The 18878-nt window shown below is 71.9% G+C and carries 16 protein-coding genes; 5 read left to right on the forward strand and 11 right to left on the reverse strand.

Going from position 1 to position 18878, the window contains the following annotated elements; translation table 11 throughout:
- Positions 1–14: 14 nt before the first annotated feature.
- The 5 genes from AB5J73_RS41205 to AB5J73_RS41225 form a co-directional block, all read right to left on the reverse strand.
- Entirely contained in the window at positions 15–179 is a 165-nt protein-coding gene (locus AB5J73_RS41205; protein WP_370964422.1) for a hypothetical protein, read from the reverse strand.
- Between the two features lie 407 nt (positions 180–586).
- Positions 587–3343 (reverse strand): alkaline phosphatase family protein, encoded by a 2757-nt coding sequence (locus AB5J73_RS41210; protein ID WP_370964423.1) that lies wholly within the window; start codon positions 3341–3343, stop codon positions 587–589.
- A gap of 4 nt (positions 3344–3347) precedes the next feature.
- Entirely contained in the window at positions 3348–4703 is a 1356-nt protein-coding gene (locus AB5J73_RS41215; RefSeq protein ID WP_370964424.1) for an ABC transporter permease, read from the reverse strand.
- On the reverse strand, positions 4700–5638 hold the full coding sequence (locus AB5J73_RS41220) for an ABC transporter ATP-binding protein (protein ID WP_370964425.1): 939 nt from the start codon (positions 5636–5638) through the stop codon (positions 4700–4702). Before AB5J73_RS41220 ends, AB5J73_RS41215 begins: the two co-directional genes overlap by 4 nt.
- Before the next feature lie 239 nt (positions 5639–5877).
- Positions 5878–6777, reverse strand: a complete 900-nt coding sequence (locus tag AB5J73_RS41225) for a sigma factor-like helix-turn-helix DNA-binding protein (protein ID WP_370964426.1) — start codon at positions 6775–6777, stop codon at positions 5878–5880.
- Between the two features lie 81 nt (positions 6778–6858).
- On the opposite strand from AB5J73_RS41225, the gene AB5J73_RS41230 reads away from it, so the two are divergent.
- Entirely contained in the window at positions 6859–7425 is a 567-nt protein-coding gene (locus AB5J73_RS41230) for a dihydrofolate reductase family protein (RefSeq protein WP_370964427.1), read from the forward strand.
- 15 nt (positions 7426–7440) lie between these two features.
- Here AB5J73_RS41230 and AB5J73_RS41235 read toward each other — a convergent pair whose 3' ends face one another.
- The 3 genes from AB5J73_RS41235 to AB5J73_RS41245 form a co-directional block, all read right to left on the reverse strand.
- Positions 7441–8448 carry an RNA polymerase subunit sigma-70 gene (locus AB5J73_RS41235; protein ID WP_370964428.1) on the reverse strand — a complete coding sequence of 336 codons (1008 nt, stop codon included), beginning with the start codon at positions 8446–8448 and terminating at the stop codon, positions 7441–7443.
- A gap of 122 nt (positions 8449–8570) precedes the next feature.
- Positions 8571–9329, reverse strand: a complete 759-nt coding sequence (locus AB5J73_RS41240; protein ID WP_370964429.1) for an SDR family NAD(P)-dependent oxidoreductase — start codon at positions 9327–9329, stop codon at positions 8571–8573.
- Positions 9329–9751, reverse strand: a complete 423-nt coding sequence (locus tag AB5J73_RS41245; RefSeq protein WP_370964430.1) for a nitroreductase/quinone reductase family protein — start codon at positions 9749–9751, stop codon at positions 9329–9331. Before AB5J73_RS41245 ends, AB5J73_RS41240 begins: the two co-directional genes overlap by 1 nt.
- 73 nt (positions 9752–9824) lie before the next feature.
- On the opposite strand from AB5J73_RS41245, the gene AB5J73_RS41250 reads away from it, so the two are divergent.
- Entirely contained in the window at positions 9825–10388 is a 564-nt protein-coding gene (locus tag AB5J73_RS41250) for a TetR family transcriptional regulator (protein ID WP_370964431.1), read from the forward strand.
- A gap of 90 nt (positions 10389–10478) precedes the next feature.
- On the opposite strand, the gene AB5J73_RS41255 is transcribed toward AB5J73_RS41250, so the two are convergent.
- Positions 10479–11069: a TetR/AcrR family transcriptional regulator gene (locus AB5J73_RS41255; RefSeq protein WP_370964432.1), complete on the reverse strand. Its 591-nt coding sequence runs from the start codon at positions 11067–11069 to the stop codon at positions 10479–10481.
- A 93-nt stretch (positions 11070–11162) separates the two neighbouring features.
- Here AB5J73_RS41255 and AB5J73_RS41260 point away from each other — a divergent pair, with 93 nt between their 5' ends.
- The gene (locus AB5J73_RS41260) at positions 11163–12308 is read left to right on the forward strand and encodes an epoxide hydrolase family protein (protein WP_370964433.1); all 1146 of its coding nucleotides are present in this window, start codon (positions 11163–11165) and stop codon (positions 12306–12308) included.
- A 40-nt stretch (positions 12309–12348) separates the two neighbouring features.
- On the opposite strand, the gene AB5J73_RS41265 is transcribed toward AB5J73_RS41260, so the two are convergent.
- Complete coding sequence (locus AB5J73_RS41265) at positions 12349–12597, reverse strand: Atu4866 domain-containing protein (RefSeq protein WP_370964434.1); 249 nt, start codon at positions 12595–12597, stop codon at positions 12349–12351.
- 198 nt (positions 12598–12795) lie between these two features.
- Positions 12796–13761 (reverse strand): Lrp/AsnC family transcriptional regulator, encoded by a 966-nt coding sequence (locus tag AB5J73_RS41270; RefSeq protein WP_370964435.1) that lies wholly within the window; start codon positions 13759–13761, stop codon positions 12796–12798.
- Between the two features lie 115 nt (positions 13762–13876).
- On the opposite strand from AB5J73_RS41270, the gene AB5J73_RS41275 reads away from it, so the two are divergent.
- Both AB5J73_RS41275 and AB5J73_RS41280 read left to right on the forward strand, forming a co-directional pair.
- Complete coding sequence (locus AB5J73_RS41275) at positions 13877–15373, forward strand: FAD-dependent monooxygenase (protein WP_370964436.1); 1497 nt, start codon at positions 13877–13879, stop codon at positions 15371–15373.
- Between the two features lie 96 nt (positions 15374–15469).
- On the forward strand, positions 15470–18853 hold the full coding sequence (locus AB5J73_RS41280) for a hypothetical protein (protein ID WP_370964437.1): 3384 nt from the start codon (positions 15470–15472) through the stop codon (positions 18851–18853).
- Positions 18854–18878 lie beyond the last annotated feature (25 nt).

Genomic DNA, 18878 nt, shown 5'->3' on the forward strand with positions numbered 1-18878 from the left:
TGGTGCTCGGCCGTTCAGAGCCGGCCGAGCTCGGCCGGTTGTTCCCGGGCTTTGCCCAGTGGCCAGAAGCTCACCTCGTCCAACCGGCCCGACGCGGTCCGGAACTTGAAGCCGCGGCTGAACGGGCCGCGAACCGGTCGCACGCCGATCACTTCGGCGCGGGCGATCCGGATCGCCACGAGGGAACAGACACGCAGCTCGGCCTGATCGCGGCTGACCAGCAGGCCGGCGAACGGCCACGTGCCGGTGATGCCGTTGATCCGGGCGCCGCCCCGCAGGACGAGGTCGTAGTCCTCGTCCTGCCGTGCGGTGATCCGGTGTGCGTACTCCGGGCCGGCGGCGGGACCTGGCCGGCACCTCCGGTTTTCTCCCGCCGCCGGCTCTCGAGGAACACCGCCGTCACCAAAAGCGCGCAGATCGCCAGCAGGACGATCCCCATTTCCGCTCGAGGGCTCATCGGCGGTTCTCCGGCATCACCGGCGAAGTATCTCAGCCGAACAGGTGCGCCGGCCGTCGACAGCGGCGGGTCGCGCGACCCACAGGCACCTGACCGGCCACGCCGGCCAGGTGCCTGTGCCGTGTCCGGTCAGCCGTCGGATTCCGCCGACGGGAGGTAGGCGCCCGGGACCTGGTCCGGGGTGAACACCTGGTTCTCCCCCGGGTACGGCAGCTGCCAGCCGTGCGTCTGGTACCACGTGAAGTGGTTCATCTGCGCCGGGTTGGCGTAGTCGGCGACCGCGTTCGGGCCGGTCAGCCGCTGGTGCGTCGTCCACTCCTGCCACCGCGCCGCCACCTGCGCCTTGTCCGCCGGCACCGCCGACGACGGGACCGGGGCCGCCGCGGGGTCCGGTGGGGCGGGGGTGTCCGCGCCGCAGGACGGCTGGGTCGCCAGGCCGGCCGTGAGCGAGGTGCGGTTCGGCACCGCGGTGAACGGCGTGTAGTCCGGCTTCCGCGTGAAGGCCGCGCTCATCGGCGTCGCCGCGCTGTCCTTCTGGTTCATCGGCCTGACCCCGAGGATCTGCTCGATCGTCCGGATCATCGTGATCTGCGAGTAGTAGTGGCTGTCGACGACCCCGTGCTGGGCGTACGGGCTGATGATCTGCACCGGCGCGCGGTGCCCGTCGACGTGGTCGAGTCCGGCCTGGGAGTCGTCCTCGACGACGAAGATCGCCGAGTCCTTCCAGTACGGGCTGTGCGAGATCGTGTCGACGATCCTGCCGACCGCGAGGTCGTTGTCGGCGACCTGGGCGGCCGCGTTCGGCGGGCCGCCGGTGTGGTCGCTCGACAGCCAGAACATGTTCAGGTTGGCCGGCCCGTTCTTCTCGAAGTCGTTCTTCCAGATCTGGTACCGGTAGACGTCCGGCACCGCGGTGTCGAACTTCGGGAACCCGGGCACCGAAACGTCGTTCAGCGACGGGATCGGCGACGACGACACCAGCGGGTAGGCGCTGGGCTCACCGGTGGCCGCCATGTTCTTGCTGTCGCAGTACAGGTTCTGCCAGCTCGCGCCGGCCGGCTTGGTCAGGAACTGCTGGAACTCACCGAAGTCCCGCACCGACTTCCCGGCCGCCTGCGCGCCGGTCCAGAGGAACCCGGAGCTCTGGTGCCCGAGGGCGTCGTCCTCGGTGTCGTAGCTGCGCAGGTACTCCCCCGCCGACGACTCGGTGTACTCCGGGTTGTCGGCCTGCATCAGCCAGTTGTGGCCCTCGGCGGAGTTGGTGCCGATGTCGTAGGTGTTGTCGTACAAGCCGAACTGCCGTGCCAGCGCGTGCTGGTTCGGCGTCACGTTCTCGCCGAACTGCGTGACCGACGGGTCGCCGTTGCCGCGCGCGTCGTCGCCGAAGACCTGGTCGTAGGTCCGGTTCTCCTTGACCAGCAGGAAGACGTGCTTGATCGTCGACGGATCGCCGAGCCGCGCCGGGACCGGGACCGCCTTCCGGTGGCCGTCGTCGTGGGCCACCTGGACCGAGTTGTCCGTCCAGCCGTTCTGCTCGAAGACCTGACCGGTGTACCCGCGGATCGCGCGGTCGTCCGGCAGCCGGAACCGCTGCACGCTCGACGTCGTGTCGTGGGTGCCGTGCCCGGCGGCCGTGGTGGGACGGCGGGCGTCGATGCCGCGCGTGTTGGAGACGACGACGTCCTTGCCGACCGTCGTGATCGCCGTCGGGAAGTAGTCCGTCGGCAGCAGGCCGACGTAGCTCACCGGCTCCTGCGCCCGCTGGAAGCGGTAGACGGCGACCGCGTCGGCCCGGCCGAGCGTCACGAGCAGGTGCCCGTCGTCGGTGAGGGTCACCCCGTCCGGCTCGTACCCGACCGAAGCCTGCGGCCACGGCTGGGTCGCGATGGTCTGGACGACCTTGTCGCGGCCGGTGTCGATGACGGAGACGGTGTTGCTCCCGGTGTTGGTGACGAACAGGGCGCCGTTCTTGGCGTACACCGCGGTCGGGTGCAGGCCGACGTCGATGCTCTTCGGCGTGGCGGCCGCGTTCGCCAGGTCGATGACGCTGACCGTGCCGCTGGTCGTCGCGCCGGTGAACCCGCTCGCGGGCACCTGGGTGTTGTACGAGTTCAGCGTCGGCTCGCCCGGCCGCGCCGGGTGGCCGCCTTCGTTGCTGACGTACAGCTTGGTCCCGACGCGGACCAGGTCACGCGGCGCGTTGCCGACGGCCCAGCTCTGCTTGAGCGCGCCGGTCGCCGCGTCGAGGGCGACGACGCGGTTCTGGCCGTTGACGGCGGAGTACACAGTGGACCCGTCGGGCGCGAACACCGCCTGCGCCACCAGCGCGTGCTTCGGGCCGTCGGCCGGGATCTTGACCGGCGCCGGGGTGGCGACCGTGCCGTCCGGGTTCACCGTGAACCGGGTGTAGCCGTCGGTCTGCGCCAGCCACAGCGCCTTGCCGTCCGGGGAGTACGACGGCCCTTCCTGGCCGACGTCGTTGCCCGGGATGCGCAGGTTCGCCGTCGCGGAGTTGCCGACGAGCTGCTGCACCTTCCAGCTCTTCAGGTCGACGATCGTGAGCGCGATCCCGCCGTCGGTGGTCAGCGCGGCGAGGTGGGCGCCGTCGGGGCTGACGGAGGACGCCATGATCTTGCCGTTGTTCACGACCAGCCGGTCGCCGATCGGCTTGAGGTACTGGTCGGCGGAGACGACCTGGCCGTTCTCGGTGACCTGGCCGACCTGGTCCTCGCCGAACTGCTGCGTCGACGCGACACCGACGCCGGTGCCGGTCGCGACGAGCACGAGCGTGGCGGAACCGGCTGTCACGTAGCGGAACCGGTGACCGCCGAGGTGCCCGAGAAGGCGCGCCTTCCCGACACGCCGTCTGCGGCGAGTTACCTGCATCGGGTTATCCCTTCGTGGAGGAAAGCAGCTCGACGTTCCCGTCGAACTGCCACAGGGGGTTGGGCTGGTCCCCCGCGGGGGTCCGCACCTGGAAGTAGCCGTTCACTTCCTTCGGTCCGTCGCCGTCGGCGACGTACCGCCCGTCCGAGGTGATGTCCAGCTGGTAGACGGCCTGCCCGGTCGCCGCGACGCCCGGCAGGTGCCAGGAGACGACGCACCGCCAGTCGTTGCCGGGCCCGTCGGGCTCGACCAGGCCGTCGCCCTTGGTGCACGCGGCCGTGGCCCCCAGCTCCGCTTCGGTGACGTCGGGCCGGTTGAGCTGCCCGGCCTGCAGGCGGTAGAGGTGGCCGAACGCCGTGGCGAGCGACGCCTGCACCTTGTCCTGGTCGATCCCGGACCCGGTGGCCGGGGTGGCCACGGCGATGATCCCGGCCGTGACGGCGAGGAGCGCGGCCAGCGGCACGGCGCCGGCGACGAGCGCCCGGCGCCCCGAGCCGTCGTGGGCGAGGCCGGTGAAGTCGCGGCGCGCGAAGAGCAGGTAGGCCAGCGCGGCCGCCAGTACCGCCCAGGCCAGGCTCACCCCGATCCCGATCAGGAGCGGGCCGAGCTGGGCCGGGCCGGTGAACAGCCCGTTCCACGCGATGAACGCGTAACTGGGCAGCGCGAGGCGGACGGCGACGGGCAGCGGGAGCAACTGGGCCAAGGCCATCGCGAGGGCGACGACGGCGGGCAGCAGCAGGCCCATCGGCGACCGTCCCCACAGGACGGACCCGAGCCACCCGACCGCGGCCAGTGCCAGCGTCGGGGCGAGCACGCACAACCACGCCAGCAAGACCTGCACCGCGGCCTCCCCCGGCGCGAGCAGGTGGCCGTCGAAGCCCACCAGAGCCCGGTTCCCGGTCGCGACGAGCCCGCCGGCCGTGCTGGACACGGCCATCCCGGCGACGAGCACGACGATGACGGTGAGGCTGGCAAGCGCTTTCGCGACGAAGATCCGCCGGGCGGACCGGACCGCCACCAGCAGGTGCCGCCAGGTGCCGAGCCGGTCTTCGGCGGCGAACACGTCACCGGCGACCACCGACGTCAGGAGCGGAAGGGCGTAGGTGCCCGCGAACCCGAGCATCACCAGCGGCCCGGCCCACCCCGTGGCGTTCATCCAACGGCCGAAGAGGGTGTCGACGGGCAGCGAACTCTGCTCGCTCACCGCGGCCACGAACAACGCGGGCGCGATCCAGCAAGCGAGGGCCAGCAGGCGGATCCGCCAGGTCGAGAACAGCTTGACCAGTTCGAAGCGGTAGCCGCGCGACAGCGGGACCGGCCTGGTGGCGGTGTCCGGGGACTCGGCGACGGTCGTGGTCATCGGCCGGCCTCCTGTTCGGTGAGGGCGAGGAACGCGGCTTCCAGCGGGGACACCACCGGGGCGAGCTCACGCACCGCGATGCCGTCCTTCACGAGCCGCGGCACCAGTTCGTCGAGCGCGGGCACCAGGGCACGCACCACGAGCACCTCGGTGTCCCGCCGGCCTCCGGTGTCTTCGGCGAGGCGGATCCCGGGCGTGCCGGCGATCGCCCGGCGGGCGGCGCCGGGGTCGGAGGTGCGCAGCCGGTAGTCGAGCTCGCGGTTCTCGGCGGACAGCTTGCCGAGCGGGCCGGTGAACACGACGCGTCCGGCGGCGAGGATGGTGACCTCGGAGCACAGGGCTTCGAGGTCGTCCATCCGGTGGCTGGACAGCACCACGGTCGTGCCGCCGGCCGCGAGCCGGTCCAGGACGCCGTGCACGTGCCGCTTGCCGACCGGGTCGAGGCCGTTGGCCGGCTCGTCGAGCACCAGGAGCCGCGGTTCGGTGAGCAGGGCGGCGGCGAGGCCGAGCCGTTGCCGCATGCCGAGGGAGAAGCCGCGCACGCGGTCGTCGACGACGTCGGTGAGGCCGACCTGCTCGAGCACGTCGGCGATCCCCGCCGTCCGGCCGTCACGCCCGCGCAGCGCCGCCAGCGCGGCGAGGTTCTGCCGCGCGGTGAGCGAGGGGTAAAGGCCGGGACCGTCGACGAAACCCGCGACACCACCGGGCGCGGCGAGCGCGCGCCCGATCGGCGTACCGAGGACCTCGAGCCGGCCTTCGTCGGCGACGGCCAGGCCCAGCAACAGCCCGAGCAACGTCGTCTTCCCCGCGCCGTTGGGCCCCACCAGCCCGTGGATCTGCCCCGGCGCCACGTCCAGATCGACGCCGTCCAGCGCGACGACGTCGCCGAAGTACTTCGTGATTCCGCGCGCTCGGACCGCGACGGGTGTGCTCATGGCTTCCCTTGCCTTCTTTCCTGGCTCGCGCCAGAAACTTAGGCAGGACAAATGACTTCGGCGGGCGCGCGAGGTGAACACGGACCGAACGAAAACCGTCCGGCGGTCACCCCGTCGGTGAAATGTCCGAGTTAAAGCCGGGACTTGCGCCGAGTTAACCGTTTCCTTGCCTCGGGCATCAATTTTGCGTGGGGCCCGTCCCCGGTGCGGAGCTCACGGTGACAGCCGGAGGCATCCGCTCACCGCGGTTCGCAGCCCGCCTCCTGGCGTGCGGACAACCCGTTCGCCACGAACGACAGCTTCTCCGGCTTGGCGACGATCCGCAGGCCGGCGATCCGGCCGTTTTCGATCTCCAGCGCCACCACGGCCAGCAGCGTCCCGCCGGCTGCCGCGAGTATCGCCGTGCCCGCGTTGACCTCGGCGAACCCGAACCTGACCGGCACCGCGATCCGCCGGAAGGCCGCGATGAGGAACCGCGCCACCTGGTCCCGGCCCGCGACGGGGCGGGGCGCGGTGGCGACCCGGCGGACACCGTCGGCCCAGAGCGTGACGTCCCGCGCCAAGATCGCTTCGAGAGCACCCGGTTCCCCGGCTCTGATCGCGGCGAGGAACTGCCCGGCCAGCCGCACGCGCTCGCCGCGATCCGGCTGGCGGGGCGGCCGCCGGCTCGCCAGCTGCCGCGTGGTGCGGTGGTAGAGCTGACGGCAGTTGCCCGGGGACAGCTCCAGGATCTCCGCGATGGTCCGGTACCGGTACCCGAAAGCGGTGCGCAGCACGAACACCGCGCGCTCGTGCGGCGTCCGGCGTTCGAGCAGGACCAGCAGGGCGAGGGAGACCGAGTCCCGCTGCTCGGCCGTGGACAGCGGGCCGAGCGCGTCGGTCAGGACCGGCGCCGGCAGCCACGGACCGCGGTAGTGCTCGCGGCTGGCTCGCGCGGCGTGCAGCCGGGCGAGGCAGAGCCGGGTGACGACCGCCGTCTGCGATTCCCGCGAGTGCGCGAGCGCCCCGGAGCCCGGCCGTTTCCAGCGCCGGTAGGCGTCGTCGACGGCGTCCTCGGCCTCGTCCGCAACCCCCAGCAGCCGATAGGCCAGGCCGAACAGCTGCTGTCGTCCCGCTCCGAGCTCCGCGGCTGGGGTCACCTCGCGAGTATGGCGCACCGATCAGGTTTTCGCGCCGCGCCCGTCTGTACGTGTGAGATCGACTCAAGAGAGGCTGGCACGATGCGGAAACTGATCTTCGGCATGAACGCGACCCTGGACGGCTACACCGCCGCGACCGGCGCCGACATCGGCTGGAGCGGGCCGCCGAGCGACGAGCTGTTCCAGTGGTGGCTCGACCAGGAGCTGGCCAACGAGCTGTCGCTGTACGGGCGCAAGCTGTGGGAGGAGATGAGCTCCTACTGGCCGACCGGCGACCAGCGGCCGGACGCGACCCCGGCGCAGATCGAGTTCGCGCGGAACTGGCGGGACACGCCGAAGGTGGTGTTCTCCTCGACGATCGACAAGGTCGACTGGAACACCCGCCTGGTCACCGGCGACGCGGTCGCCGAGATCACCCGGCTCAAGGCCGGGGACGGCGGCCCGATGGCCATCGCCGGCGCCACGCTCGCCGGGGCCGCGGTGCGGGCCGGACTGGTCGACGAGTACGCCCTGGTCACCCACCCGGTCCTGGTGGGCGGCGGCACGCCGTTCTTCGCGGCGCTGGACAGCTGGGTGAACCTGAACCTCGTGGAGACGCGGACGTTCCCCGGCGGCGTGGTGCTGACCCGGTACGAGACGAGGCGATGAGAGGGACCCGGGTGATCACAGTGTCGGAGGCAGGCCCAGCCACGGTTTGCCGGCGACGTCGAACCCGGTGAGCTCGGCGATCTTCCCGTCGACGACGCGCAGGACCGCGACGGCGAACAGCCGGTGTTCGGAGTCGCCGGGGGTGCGGAGGTAGAGCGCGGCGGCCGGCATGCGGTTGACCGTCGTGGTCATGCCGCGCCAGTCGTCGTGGCCGCGCTGGAAGAGCCCACCGGAGACCCAGCCGTCCACCGCGTCCTCGGCCGTCGTGGTCGCGGTGTCCGGCTCGGGCAGCATCGCGAAGCGCAGGTCGTCGCGCAGCAGGGACGTGAGCCCGTCGAGGTCGTTGCGCACATGGGCGTCGATGTAGGACTTCACCACGCCGCGCTCGTCGTCCGACAGCTCGTGGGTGGCGGGGCTCCGCCAGTCGAGGCGGCGGCCGGGCAGCTGCGCCCGCATCGTCACGCGCGCCCGCTGCAGCGCACTGGTCACCGACGCGACGGTCAGCTCGAGCGCACCGGCGGCCGTCGACGCCGGCCACCCGAGGACATCGCGCAGGATGAGCACCGCCCGCTGCCGCGGCGGCAGGTGCTGGACGGCGACGATGAACGCCAGCTCGATCGTCTCCCGCGCCACCACCGATTCCTGCGGGTCCTCCGGAAGCATCCGGTCGGGGTACGGCTGCAGGTACAGCAGCTCGGAGCCGGCGTCCGAGAGACCGGACGGCACGGGCGTGCGGTCGTTGCGCTTGTCCAGGAAGTCGAGGCAGACGTTCGTCGCGATCCGGTGCAGCCAGGTCCGCAGCGCCGCGTGCCCCTTGAACGTCTCCCGCTTGTTCCACGCTCGCAGGAACGTCTCCTGCGTCATGTCCTGGGCGTCCTCGTAGTTCGCGAGCATCCGGTAGCAGTGCACCTGCAGCGCCCGCCGATGCCGCTCCGTGACGAGCGCGAACCGCGCCGCGTCACCTGCGCGGGCCGCCGCGATGAACGTGGCCTCGTCGGCGTCCAGCGGTCCAGCGTCGGTCATGGTCATCGATCCTTCCACCGGTGCGAGGGGGCTGCCAGAACTGACGACGCGGCGGCGGATTTCTGATCGGTGGAGCCGCAATCCCAGCCGGGTCACGGTCGAGCGAACCGGTCACACCGCGGCTAGAGCAGAGCGCCGCCCGAGACCTCGATGCGTTCCGCCGTGATCCAGCGCATCTCCTCCGACGCCAGCGCCGCGATCGCGTCGCCGATCTCCGCCGGCTGCCCGACCCGGCCGAGGGCTGTCCCCGCCGCGAGGGTTTCCCGCAGGCCGGGGTCGTCGCGCATGGCACCGCCGTTGAAGTCCGTCGCGCTGGGCCCCGGGGCCACCGCGTTGACGCGGATGCCACGCGGGCCGAGTTCGGCCGCCAGGCTGCGGGACAACGCCTCCACCGCAGCCTTCGACGCCGCGTAGACCGAGGTCCCCGGGCTGACGTGGCGGGTGAGCGACGTCGACACGTTGACGACGCGGGCGCCGTCGGCGAGGTGCGGCGCGAGCGCCTGGACGAGGAAGAACGTCCCGCGGAAGTTGGTGCCCACCACCGCGTCGAAGTCCGCCGGCGTGACGTCGGCCAGCGCCCCGAAGAGCCCGATACCGGCGTTGTTCACCAGGACGTCGAGCGTGTCGGCGCCCCATCGGCCGCGCAGCTCGTCGAGGAGATCCTCGGTGAACGCGCCGAAGGAGGCGACGTCCTCGAGGTCCAGCCGGACGGCCACGGCGTCGCCGCCCGCGGCCTGGATCTGCCGCACGGTCCCCGCGCCGGCGTCGGCTCCGCCGCGGCAGGCCACGACGACGTTCAGGCCGTGGCGGGCCAGCGCGAGCGCCGTGCTGCGGCCGAGGCCCCGGTTGGCGCCGGTCACGAGGGCGGTTCGCGGTCCCATCACTCGGTTCCTCCCACGAAGTCGACGCGGACGAGCGGGCTGCCGGCCAGCCATTCCGCCAGTGGCCGGACGGGCTGCGGGATGCCCGCGGGGTTGGCCGGCTGGTTGAGGTCGGCGATGATCGAGGTGAACACCGCCTCGCGCTCCCCCGCGTCCCGGACCGGCGTACCGATCGCGGCGAGGTCGGCGCGCACGCCGTGCTTGAGGTGGAACGTGAACGCCGGGTTCTTGACGATGTTCGCGTACCAGCCGCGCTTCGCGGGCGTGGTGCTGAGGTAGATCCGCCCGTCCGCCCGGTAGAACCACACCTCGATGCGGCGGCGCCGTCCGGTCCGGGCGCCGGTGGTGGTGATGTCGATGGTGCGCTCCCACGCCGACGACGCGGGCGTGATCGCCAGCGCTCGTTCGATCTCGGTCTTCATGACCCTCCTGTAAGTAAGTGCTTATTTACTTATACACTGAGGACACCACCAGCGCCACGGAGACGGAGACCACATGCCCCCGCGCGACGGCCGAGCGACGAAGGCCCGCATCCTCGAGGCCGCCGTCACCGAGTTCGCCGGGCACGGACTGGCCGGCGGGCGGGTCGAGCGGATCGCCCGCGAGGCCGGGACCAACGTCCGGATGATCTACGCCTACTTCGGCAACAAGGACGGGCTCTTCGACGCCGCGCTGACCAGCGCGATCCAGTCGATGGCCGCCAAGGTCCCCCTCCGCCCGGACGACCTGGCCGGCTGGGCCGGCGACCTGTTCGACTTCCACGGGCGCGAACCCGCCCCGCTGCGCATCAACGTCTGGGCGCAGCTGGAGCGCCCCGAAGCCGCGTCCGAGCCACTGGAGACCTACCTCGCGAAGACCACGGCACTGGCCGGCGCCACGGCCGCGGCGCCGCTCACCGCGGTGGACCTGCTCGTCTTCATCTACGCGATCACCCAGGCGTGGCAGCTGACCCCGACCGGCCTGCTCGAATCCGACGGCTCCGGCGCACGCGACCCCCGGCGGATCGCCGCACACCGCGAAGCGGTCGTGACGGCGGTGACCCGGCTGGTCAAGGCGTGATCGCCGGGTCGACGCGGGCCGGGCACCGGGAAGCACCGGCAGGTCGGCAAACCCCGCTCACGGCGGGGACAGCCACCTGGACGTAGCGCATCACTCGTCGCCCACCAGAGCGATTGCGCGCGGCTCGGGAACCCCCAGCATCAGCAGGCTCGTGATCGTCGCCGCCCGGGCACCGACATTCCCGTTCGACACGGCGCTGTCCGCGACGGCGAACACGACGCCGTACGCGATCTGGCTCAGGATGTCCGCCGGCAGGTGCCGCGCGAACACGTCGCTGCCCTGGCCCCGTCGCACGAGGTCGGCGAGGAGCTCGTCGACCGGCCCGAGCAGGCCGTGGATCGCCTCGCCGTACTCGCCGCGGCGCAGCGCCAGCAGTACTCGGTACCGGTGCGCCACCGGCCAGACGCGGGCGATGAATTCGACCCACGCCGCGTCCGCGCCGGCGGTGTCGACTTCGGCGAGCACGGCTGTCATCTCGGCGACGGCCCGTTCCGTGAGCGTCCGGACCAGGTCGAGCCGCGAGGGGAAGTGGCCGTAGACAGTGCGACGGACGACGCCGGCCGCGGCGGCGATGTCGCCCATCCCGGCGTCGGGGTTCTCCCCCAGCACCTCGAGGGCGACGTCGAGGATGCGGTCGCGCGTCTCGTTCATCGAGCGCGCACGGGAGGACTCGGTGGGCACGAAACCATCATTGCACACTGGTGTGCAGTGGCGTAGGTTGCACACCAGTGTGCAACGAAGGTTGCGCCACCCTTCGGAGCTCAGGAGAACGCAATGACCTCGACCCCCGTCCGCCCGTTCACCGTGTCGATCCCGGATTCGGCGATCGACGACCTGAAGCAGCGGCTGGCCCGGACCCGATGGCCGGATCCGGAAACGGTGGGCGACTGGTCGCAAGGGGTTCGCGTGGAGAACGCCCGATCCCTGGTCGACCACTGGCAGCACGGCTACGACTGGCGGCGCTTCGAGTCCGAGCTGAACCGCCTCCCCCAATTCCTGACCGAGATCGACGGGCTGGACATCCACTTCATCCACGTCAAGTCCGAACACCCCCACGCGATGCCGTTGCTGCTCACGCACGGGTGGCCGGGCTCGATCGTCGAGTTCCTGAAGCTGATCGGCCCGCTGACCGACCCGGTTTCGTTCGGTGGGGACGCCGCCGATTCGTTCGACGTCGTCATCCCGTCGCTCCCCGGGTTCGGGTTCTCCCAGAAGCCCACGAAGACCGGGTGGACCGTATCGCGCATCGCCGGCGCGTGGGCGGAGCTGATGAAGCGTCTCGGCTACCCGAGGTGGGCCGCGCAAGGCGGCGATTGGGGTGCCGTCGTCACCACCGCCCTCGGGGCCGCGCAACCCGAAGGGCTGCTCGGAATTCACCTGAACACCCAATACGCCTTTCCCGCCCGGATACCCGACGCGTTGTCGCCCGAACAGCGCTACGCCGTGGAGACCCTCGCCCGCTACACCGGCGATCTCGGCGGGTCGAACCACCTTCAGGGCACGAAGCCGGAGACCGTCGGATTCGCGCTGGCCGACTCCCCCGCCGGCCAGGCAGCGTGGATCTACGAGAAGTTCCAGTCCAAGACCGACAACCACGGGCTCGCCGAGGACGTCCTCGGCATCGACGACATGCTCGACGCGATTTCCCTCTACTGGTTCACCAACAGCGCGGCGTCGTCCGGCCGCATCTACTGGGAGAACAAATCCCTCACTTTCGCCGGCCCGAAGCTGACGCTCCCGGTTGCGGTGACGGTCTTCCCGAAGGACGTACCGCGCCTGCCGCGAAGCTGGATCGAAGAGACCTACAGCAATCTGATCCACTACGGCGAGGCCGACGCGGGCGGGCACTTCGCGGCCTTGGAACAGCCCGAGATCCTGGTCGGCGAAATCCGCGCCGGCCTGCGCACCCTTCGTTCTTGACACCAACGCCGGGAACGGCGACGGCCTCGCGTGGTGAACCTCAGCTCCGTTCGCGGTAGAGGACGAGGTGCTCGTGGTAGAGCACGCCGTCCCGGACGTCGCCGGTCGCGGTGAAGCCGGTGTCGTCGACGTAGTCGATGTGGTTGCCCGTGACCGTGTAGCTACCGGTGTAGGCACTCTTCCTGCTGCCGCGCGCTTCGTCGTAGCGGCCGTCCGGCCGCAGTTCCTGGCGGATGTGGCCGTCGGCGGTCACCCACATCCCGGCGAAGGGGGCTCGTTCGTTGTCCATGTTCCCAGCGTCGCCGATCCTCCGCGGGCGAACCAGGCCGTGGTTCTCCCAGGATCACGGCCCACCTGTCTGTCCACAGTGGATACCGGACGTCCGCTCGACTTCGGCGTTCGGCACGGATCCCTTGACCGGCGTCGCCAAGTCCTGCTACCTGACGCCGTAACGCGCTCTCTCCGCGAAGGCACCGCTGCCTGCTCGCTAGGTCCGGTTCGCGGCCTGCTTGACGGTCCTGATCACCGGTGCGGTCTCGATGTGCGTGATCGCGGGCAGCTCCGCCACCCGGGTGGTCAGGTACCGGTACAGCTCTTGCTGGTCCGCGCACACGACGCTCGCGCACAGGTTCGTCGGCCCGGTCGTGGCGGCGGCGAAAGCGATCTCCGGGTGCCCGGCCAGCGCCGTACCCACCTCCTCCAGGTAGGACGGCGCGACCGAGAGCCACAGCAGCGTGCGCGGGCCGACGCCGAACAGGCTGCCGTCGACGTCGATGTCCAGGTACAGCACCCCGCGTTCACGAAGCTCGGTCATCCGGCGCCGGACCGTCGTCGGCGACCAGCCGGTCAGCGCGGCCAGCTGCTCGAACTCCGTCCGGCCGTCGGTGGCCAGCGCGGCCAGGAGCTTGCGGTCCCCGTCGTCGAGCCGCACCGGTCCCGGCCGGTGCGGCACCGGGGGCGGGCGCAGCCGTTCGATCGCCTTCTCGTCCAGCGATCCGAGCTTGGCGACCAGGCTGTCCGGGCCGCCGTAGAACGCGTGCAGCACCGAGTGCGCGCTCACGCCCTCCACCCGTGCGGTGCGGGGAAGCTTGGCCAGCAGCAGCGCCTCGCTGTCGGCCGCGCTTTCGGTGCGGACCGTGCAGGTGATCTCGGTGCCGCCGGACGTGATGCTCACCCAGGACGTGTCCGGACGCCGGGCCAGCGCCTCGGCGACCGGGACCGACGCGGCCGGCGCGCACCGCACCCGCAGGAACCACAGCACCGCGCCCAGCGCCGCCGGATCGACCCCGCCGAGCACCCGCACCGCCCCGGCCGCCCGCAACCGGGCGTACCGGCGGGCGATGGTGCGATCCGACACGCCGAGCACCTCGGCGATCGTGCTGAACGGGGCTCGGCCGTTGACCTGCAGGGCGTGCACGAGCCGGCGATCCAGCTCGTCGTAGTCGGATTTCACCGACCAGAGCGTAATCAGCGTCGGATACCGACGCAATCACGCCGGTCTCTGGCGCCCCGGCACCGGCCGGCGGAGCGTTGCCCTCGTCCTGATCGGCACAACCAGGAGAGAATCCATGGACACCGAGGTGCTCGTCGTCGGCGCCGGCCCGACCGGCCTGACACTGGCCAACGAACTGCGGGTGGCGGGGGTGCCGGCCGTGCTGGCCGACAAGCTGCCGCAGCGAAGCACGTTGTCGAAGGCGGGCGGCGTGCAATCCCGCACCCAGGAGGCATTCGACCAGCGCGGCCTGCTGGACCCGTTGCTGGCGACCGGAAACCACCCGGCGGGCATCGCCCACTTCGCCGGGATCACGCTGCCGCTCACCCGCGACCGGCACCGCCACCCGTGGCGGTCCATCCCGCAGGTGGTGATCGAGGGTTTCCTCGAGGAACACCTTGCCGCGCACGGCATCCCCGTGCGCCGCGGCCACGAGCTGACCGGCCTCGCCCAGGACGGGGACGGCGTCACCGCGACCTTCGCCGGCGGCGGTGTCCTCCGCTGCCGGTACCTGGTCGCCGCCGACGGCGGCCGCAGCACGGTGCGGTCGCTGCTGGGGGCCGAGTTCCCGGGCAGGCCGGGCACGGTGACCACGGTCGCCGCCGACGTGCGGCTGAGCGGCGACCTCCCGGCGATGACGCACGCCCAGGGCGAAGCCGGACACTGGGTGGCGGTGTTCCCGCTCGGCACCGACCCGCAGGGCAGGCCGCTGCGCCGGCTCTCGATGGGCGGGCCGGGCCGGTCGGTACCCCGGGACGTCCCGGTCACGGCGGACGAAATCCGCGCGGGGCTGCGCGCCGTCTTCGGCTCCCGGGTGGAACTGCGCGAAGTGCGTTACGCCCGCCGCATCACCAACGCGGCCCGGCAGGCCGCGCGCTACCGGCACGGACGGGTGTTCCTGGCCGGCGACGCCGCGCACGTCCACCTCCCGATCGGCGCGCAAGGCATGAACACCGGGATCCAGGACGCGCTCAACCTCGGGTGGAAACTGGGTGCCGCGGTGCACGGCTGGGCGCCGGAGCACCTGCTCGACACCTACCACGCCGAACGCCACCCGGTCGCGGCCGCCGTGCTGCGCAACGTCCAGGCGCAGAGCCTGCTGATGGACCAGCAGGGCACCCGCGACCCGGACCTGCTGGCCGTCAAGGACCTGTTCGCGGCCCTGACCCACCTGCCGGCCGTGCAGCACCACCTTGACGACACGTTGTCCGGCATGGGCATCCGCTACCCGATGCCGGGCGACGACCACCCGCTCGTCGGCCTGCCCGCACCGGACCTGGACCTCGGCGCGGCCCGGTCGCACGAACTGCTGCGCTCCGGGCGCGGCCTCCTGATCGACCCGGACGGCGGGTTCGTGGAGGTCGCCGCCCGCCGGCCGGACCGGGTCGGCCGCGCGGGCCGCGACAGCGGCGCCGAGCCGATGCTCATCCGCCCGGACGGCTACGTCTGCTGGGCAGGCGACCCGGACAACCTCGAACCGGCACTCGAGCACTGGTTCGGCGAGCCGCGCACACCGGCCCGGTGCGCCCACGCGGGCAGTGCGGGAAAGGAGAAGCGCATTCACGGACAGTGATCGCGCGTGTAACGAGGCTCGCGGCCGGAGCGACTAGTCACCACGTCCGCATCGAAGTCGAGCGGTTCCGGGCAGCGGGAATCCGTGGAGGTGGTGGTGGCCGAGCCGCGCGCCGGCGGGGAGGCCGGGTCGACGTCCAACGCCGTCACCGGCGCGGTCGACGGAATCGTCTTCCAGGCACACGACATCGGCTCCGTGACCATCAACCAGTCGGTCGGCCCACGCCGGCACCACCGCGCTGCCTCGGTCGACGACCGGCTGGCCGGGGTGCGGGCCAAGGTGTTCGCGCAGTGGCAGCACGAAGTCGGCAACCGCGGCCTGCGCCAGCCACGTCCCGTGCGGCTGCGCTGGCGCTCGGCCGACCGGCCGATCGAGGTATCCGGCCCGTGGGAACCAGTGCGCGGAGCCTTGGGCCACGACGTCACCGACTCGCTTCCGGCGGCCCACGAACTGGTCGAGGCGTTCCGTGCCGGCTCCCGCCAGCAGCTGGTCGTGCTGGGCGCACCCGGTGCGGGCAAGACCACCCTCGCGATCCTCTACACGCTCGCCGCCGCGGCGCACCGGGATCACCCGGTGCCTTTCCTGCTCTCGATCGCCGGATGGCGGCCGCGGAACCCCGGCGACGCGACCGGCGAACCGATCGAGACGTGGGTGGCCAGGAGGATCTCCGACGACCACCCCGAACTCGCGATCGGAGCCGACGGGCTTCGGCGGCTGTGGGCGGGCAAGCGGCTGCTGCCGGTGCTCGACGGCCTGGACGAGCTGCCCGAGTCGATGCTCGCGCACGCGCTGGCCGACCTGGACCGCTCGGCCGGCGCCGGCCTGGACACGGTGCTGACCTGCCGCACCATCGAGTACGAACGCGGCTTCGCCGGCGGAAACGCGCTTTCCCACGCGGCAGTCGTGGACATCGAACCGGTCACCGTCGACGACGCCGCCGTCTACCTCACCCAGCGCGAACCCGCCCGGTCCCGGCGCTGGGACGCGGCCGTGGAGCTGATGCGCCGGGAGCCGGACGGCCCGCTCGCCGCCGCGCTGTCCACGCCGTTGATGATCAGTCTCGCCCGTCAGGCCTACCGGGATCCCGCCAGCGACCCCGCGGAGCTGACCCGGTTCGCCACGCCCGCCGCCGCGGGCCAGCACCTGCTCGCCCAGTTCCTGCCCTCGATGTACCCCCGCGAACGTGAGCGCCTCCGCAGTACGCGGTGGCTGAGCTTCCTGGCTCACCACCTCCGGGATCGCGTCGGAGTCCCCGACTACGAGTGGTGGCGGCTTTCGCGTTCGGTGCCGACCGCGGTGATCGCGACCACGATCGTCGCGATCGGCACCGCGCTGGGCGCGCTGCTCACCCCGACTTTGGCACTCGTCCTCGGCTCCTCCCAGAGCTTCACGCAGCTCCTGCTCCCGGGCGTGGTCATCGGCTTGGTCGTCGGTGTCGTGGCCGCGCCGCGCTCGGCCCCCACGGCGACGGCAGACGGGCGGGTGACCGGTCCTCGTCTGCTGAGCGCGGTCGGGTCCGGGGTCGCCCGGGACACCAAGACCGTGCTGACGGCGACGGCCGCGATCAGCGCCACTGCACTCGGGATCGGCTACCTGGTCGCCAAACCGGCGGCGGTCGTCACCGTCTTCGCCGTGGTGGGCTGGTTGCGCGAGCTCTGGGCGGGCCGCTCGAACGCGGGCGGTCCGACGCTGTCGATCATCGTCGTCGTGCTCGGCGTGATCACGGTGACCAACGCGCTCGGGGCTCTCCACGGTGGTTTGCCGCGCCGCAGCGCACCGCGGTTGCGGCTGCTGGCGCCGAGCCTGGCCGTCGGTCTCGCGATCGGCATGACCGTCGCGCTCCCCTTCCTGGCGCTGGGCCTGGCCAGCTCGATCCGCGCGGGGACGGGGTTCGGCCTTTGGGCGCTCGTCGCCGGCTCCGTCGGTGTCCCGATCGGACTGGCACGCTGGCTCGCCACGCCCGCCGAACACCAGGAGTCGAGTTCGCCCCAGAACCTGCTGCGCTGGGATCGGCGAGCGCTCCTCATCACCGTCGCCGCCACCGCCGTGTTCGGTGCGGGCGCGACCGCGCTGGCCTCGCTGACGTTCCCGGCGAAGGACCAGCCGCCGCTGCTGCCGATCAGCCTGGTGGTCGGGGTCGTCATCGGCGGCGTCGTGCTGATCGGCTCGGGCGCCGCGTGGCTGACCTACACCGTGGCCCGCGGGTGGCTGGCCGTGACGGGGCGGCTTCCGTGGCGGCTGAACCGATTTCTGGCCAACGCGCACGCCGTGGGCGTGCTGCGCCAGACCGGCCCGGCCTACCAGCTCCGCCACGACCTGCTCACCGACCACCTCGCCGACCAGTGGCGCCCCGCGCAGGCCACGGCCGGTGCACGCGCGCCGCATCGCCCGGTTCGGCGGCGGTGGCGGAAACTGCCGTCGTTGGCCGTCCCGATCACTTCGATCGCCCTGCTGGCGGGACTCATCCCGGCCATCTACGCCGCGAACGCGCCACACCTCATGGACGGGCCGGTCACGGACGGCCGCGGGATGGTCCTCAGCCTGGACGGCCGCACCTTGGCCGCCTTCGATTCTCGAGGTGACTGGCCGACCGTCCGGCTGTGGGACGTGCGCAGCGGCCGCCTCAAGGCCACCCTCGCAACCGATCCCTCGGTGCGCGTCATCGCGGGGATCGGTCTCAACGCGGACGGCACCGAGCTCACCCTGATCACCGGCGACGCCGGCGAAGGCCCGCTGACGGGCTCGGTGTGGCGATGGCGGACCGACCAGGACCTGCAGGCCCGGCGGCTGCCGGGAGCGGCGGCTCAGCAGGCCGATTCCACCGTGGTCGTTTCGGCTTTCAGCCCGGACGGGAACACCGTCGCGATCGGCAGGCGCGACGGAACCGTGCAGTTGTGGGATCTGGCCGGGGATCGCGGCGTGGGGCAGCGCATCCAGCCGTACGGGCCGGCGACGCCTGCCGTCCGCAACCTCGCCTACAGCGTCGACGGCCGCTCGCTGGCGATCCTGCTCGACGACGGCTCGGTCGCCGCGATCGACGTGACGACCCGCACGGTGACTCGGACGCTTCCCGCCGGCACGATTCCCCCGGCTGACGACGACAGCTTGCAGCTGTTCGGCATCGGCAACGACGCTCACACGGTCGCGGCCGTGGACGGCAACGGCGTGGCCGCGCTGTGGAACCTCGACAGCGGTGTGCTGCTGCGGCAGTTCGGCACGGGGCGGACCGGGTTCACGTCAGTCGCTCTGAGCTCGGACGGTTCGACGGTGGCGATCGGCGACGACGACGGCACGATCGAGCTGCGCGACCTGGCCACCGGCGACGTCACCGGAACACTCTGGCCCGCGGACAGCGGGGTGAGGGCCTACTACTGGAGGCCGGATCACCTGGTGTTCGGTCCGGCCGACCGGTCTCTGGCCGCTGCGTCGACGGGCGACTTCGCGCAGGTGTGGGACACCCCGATGGCTCCGGCCCGGTGACCGGGCCCACGCGGGCGTACGCGCC

Origin of the sequence: Amycolatopsis sp. cg9, from assembly GCF_041346945.1 — a bacterium.
Classification (GTDB): Bacteria; Actinomycetota; Actinomycetes; order Mycobacteriales; family Pseudonocardiaceae; genus Amycolatopsis.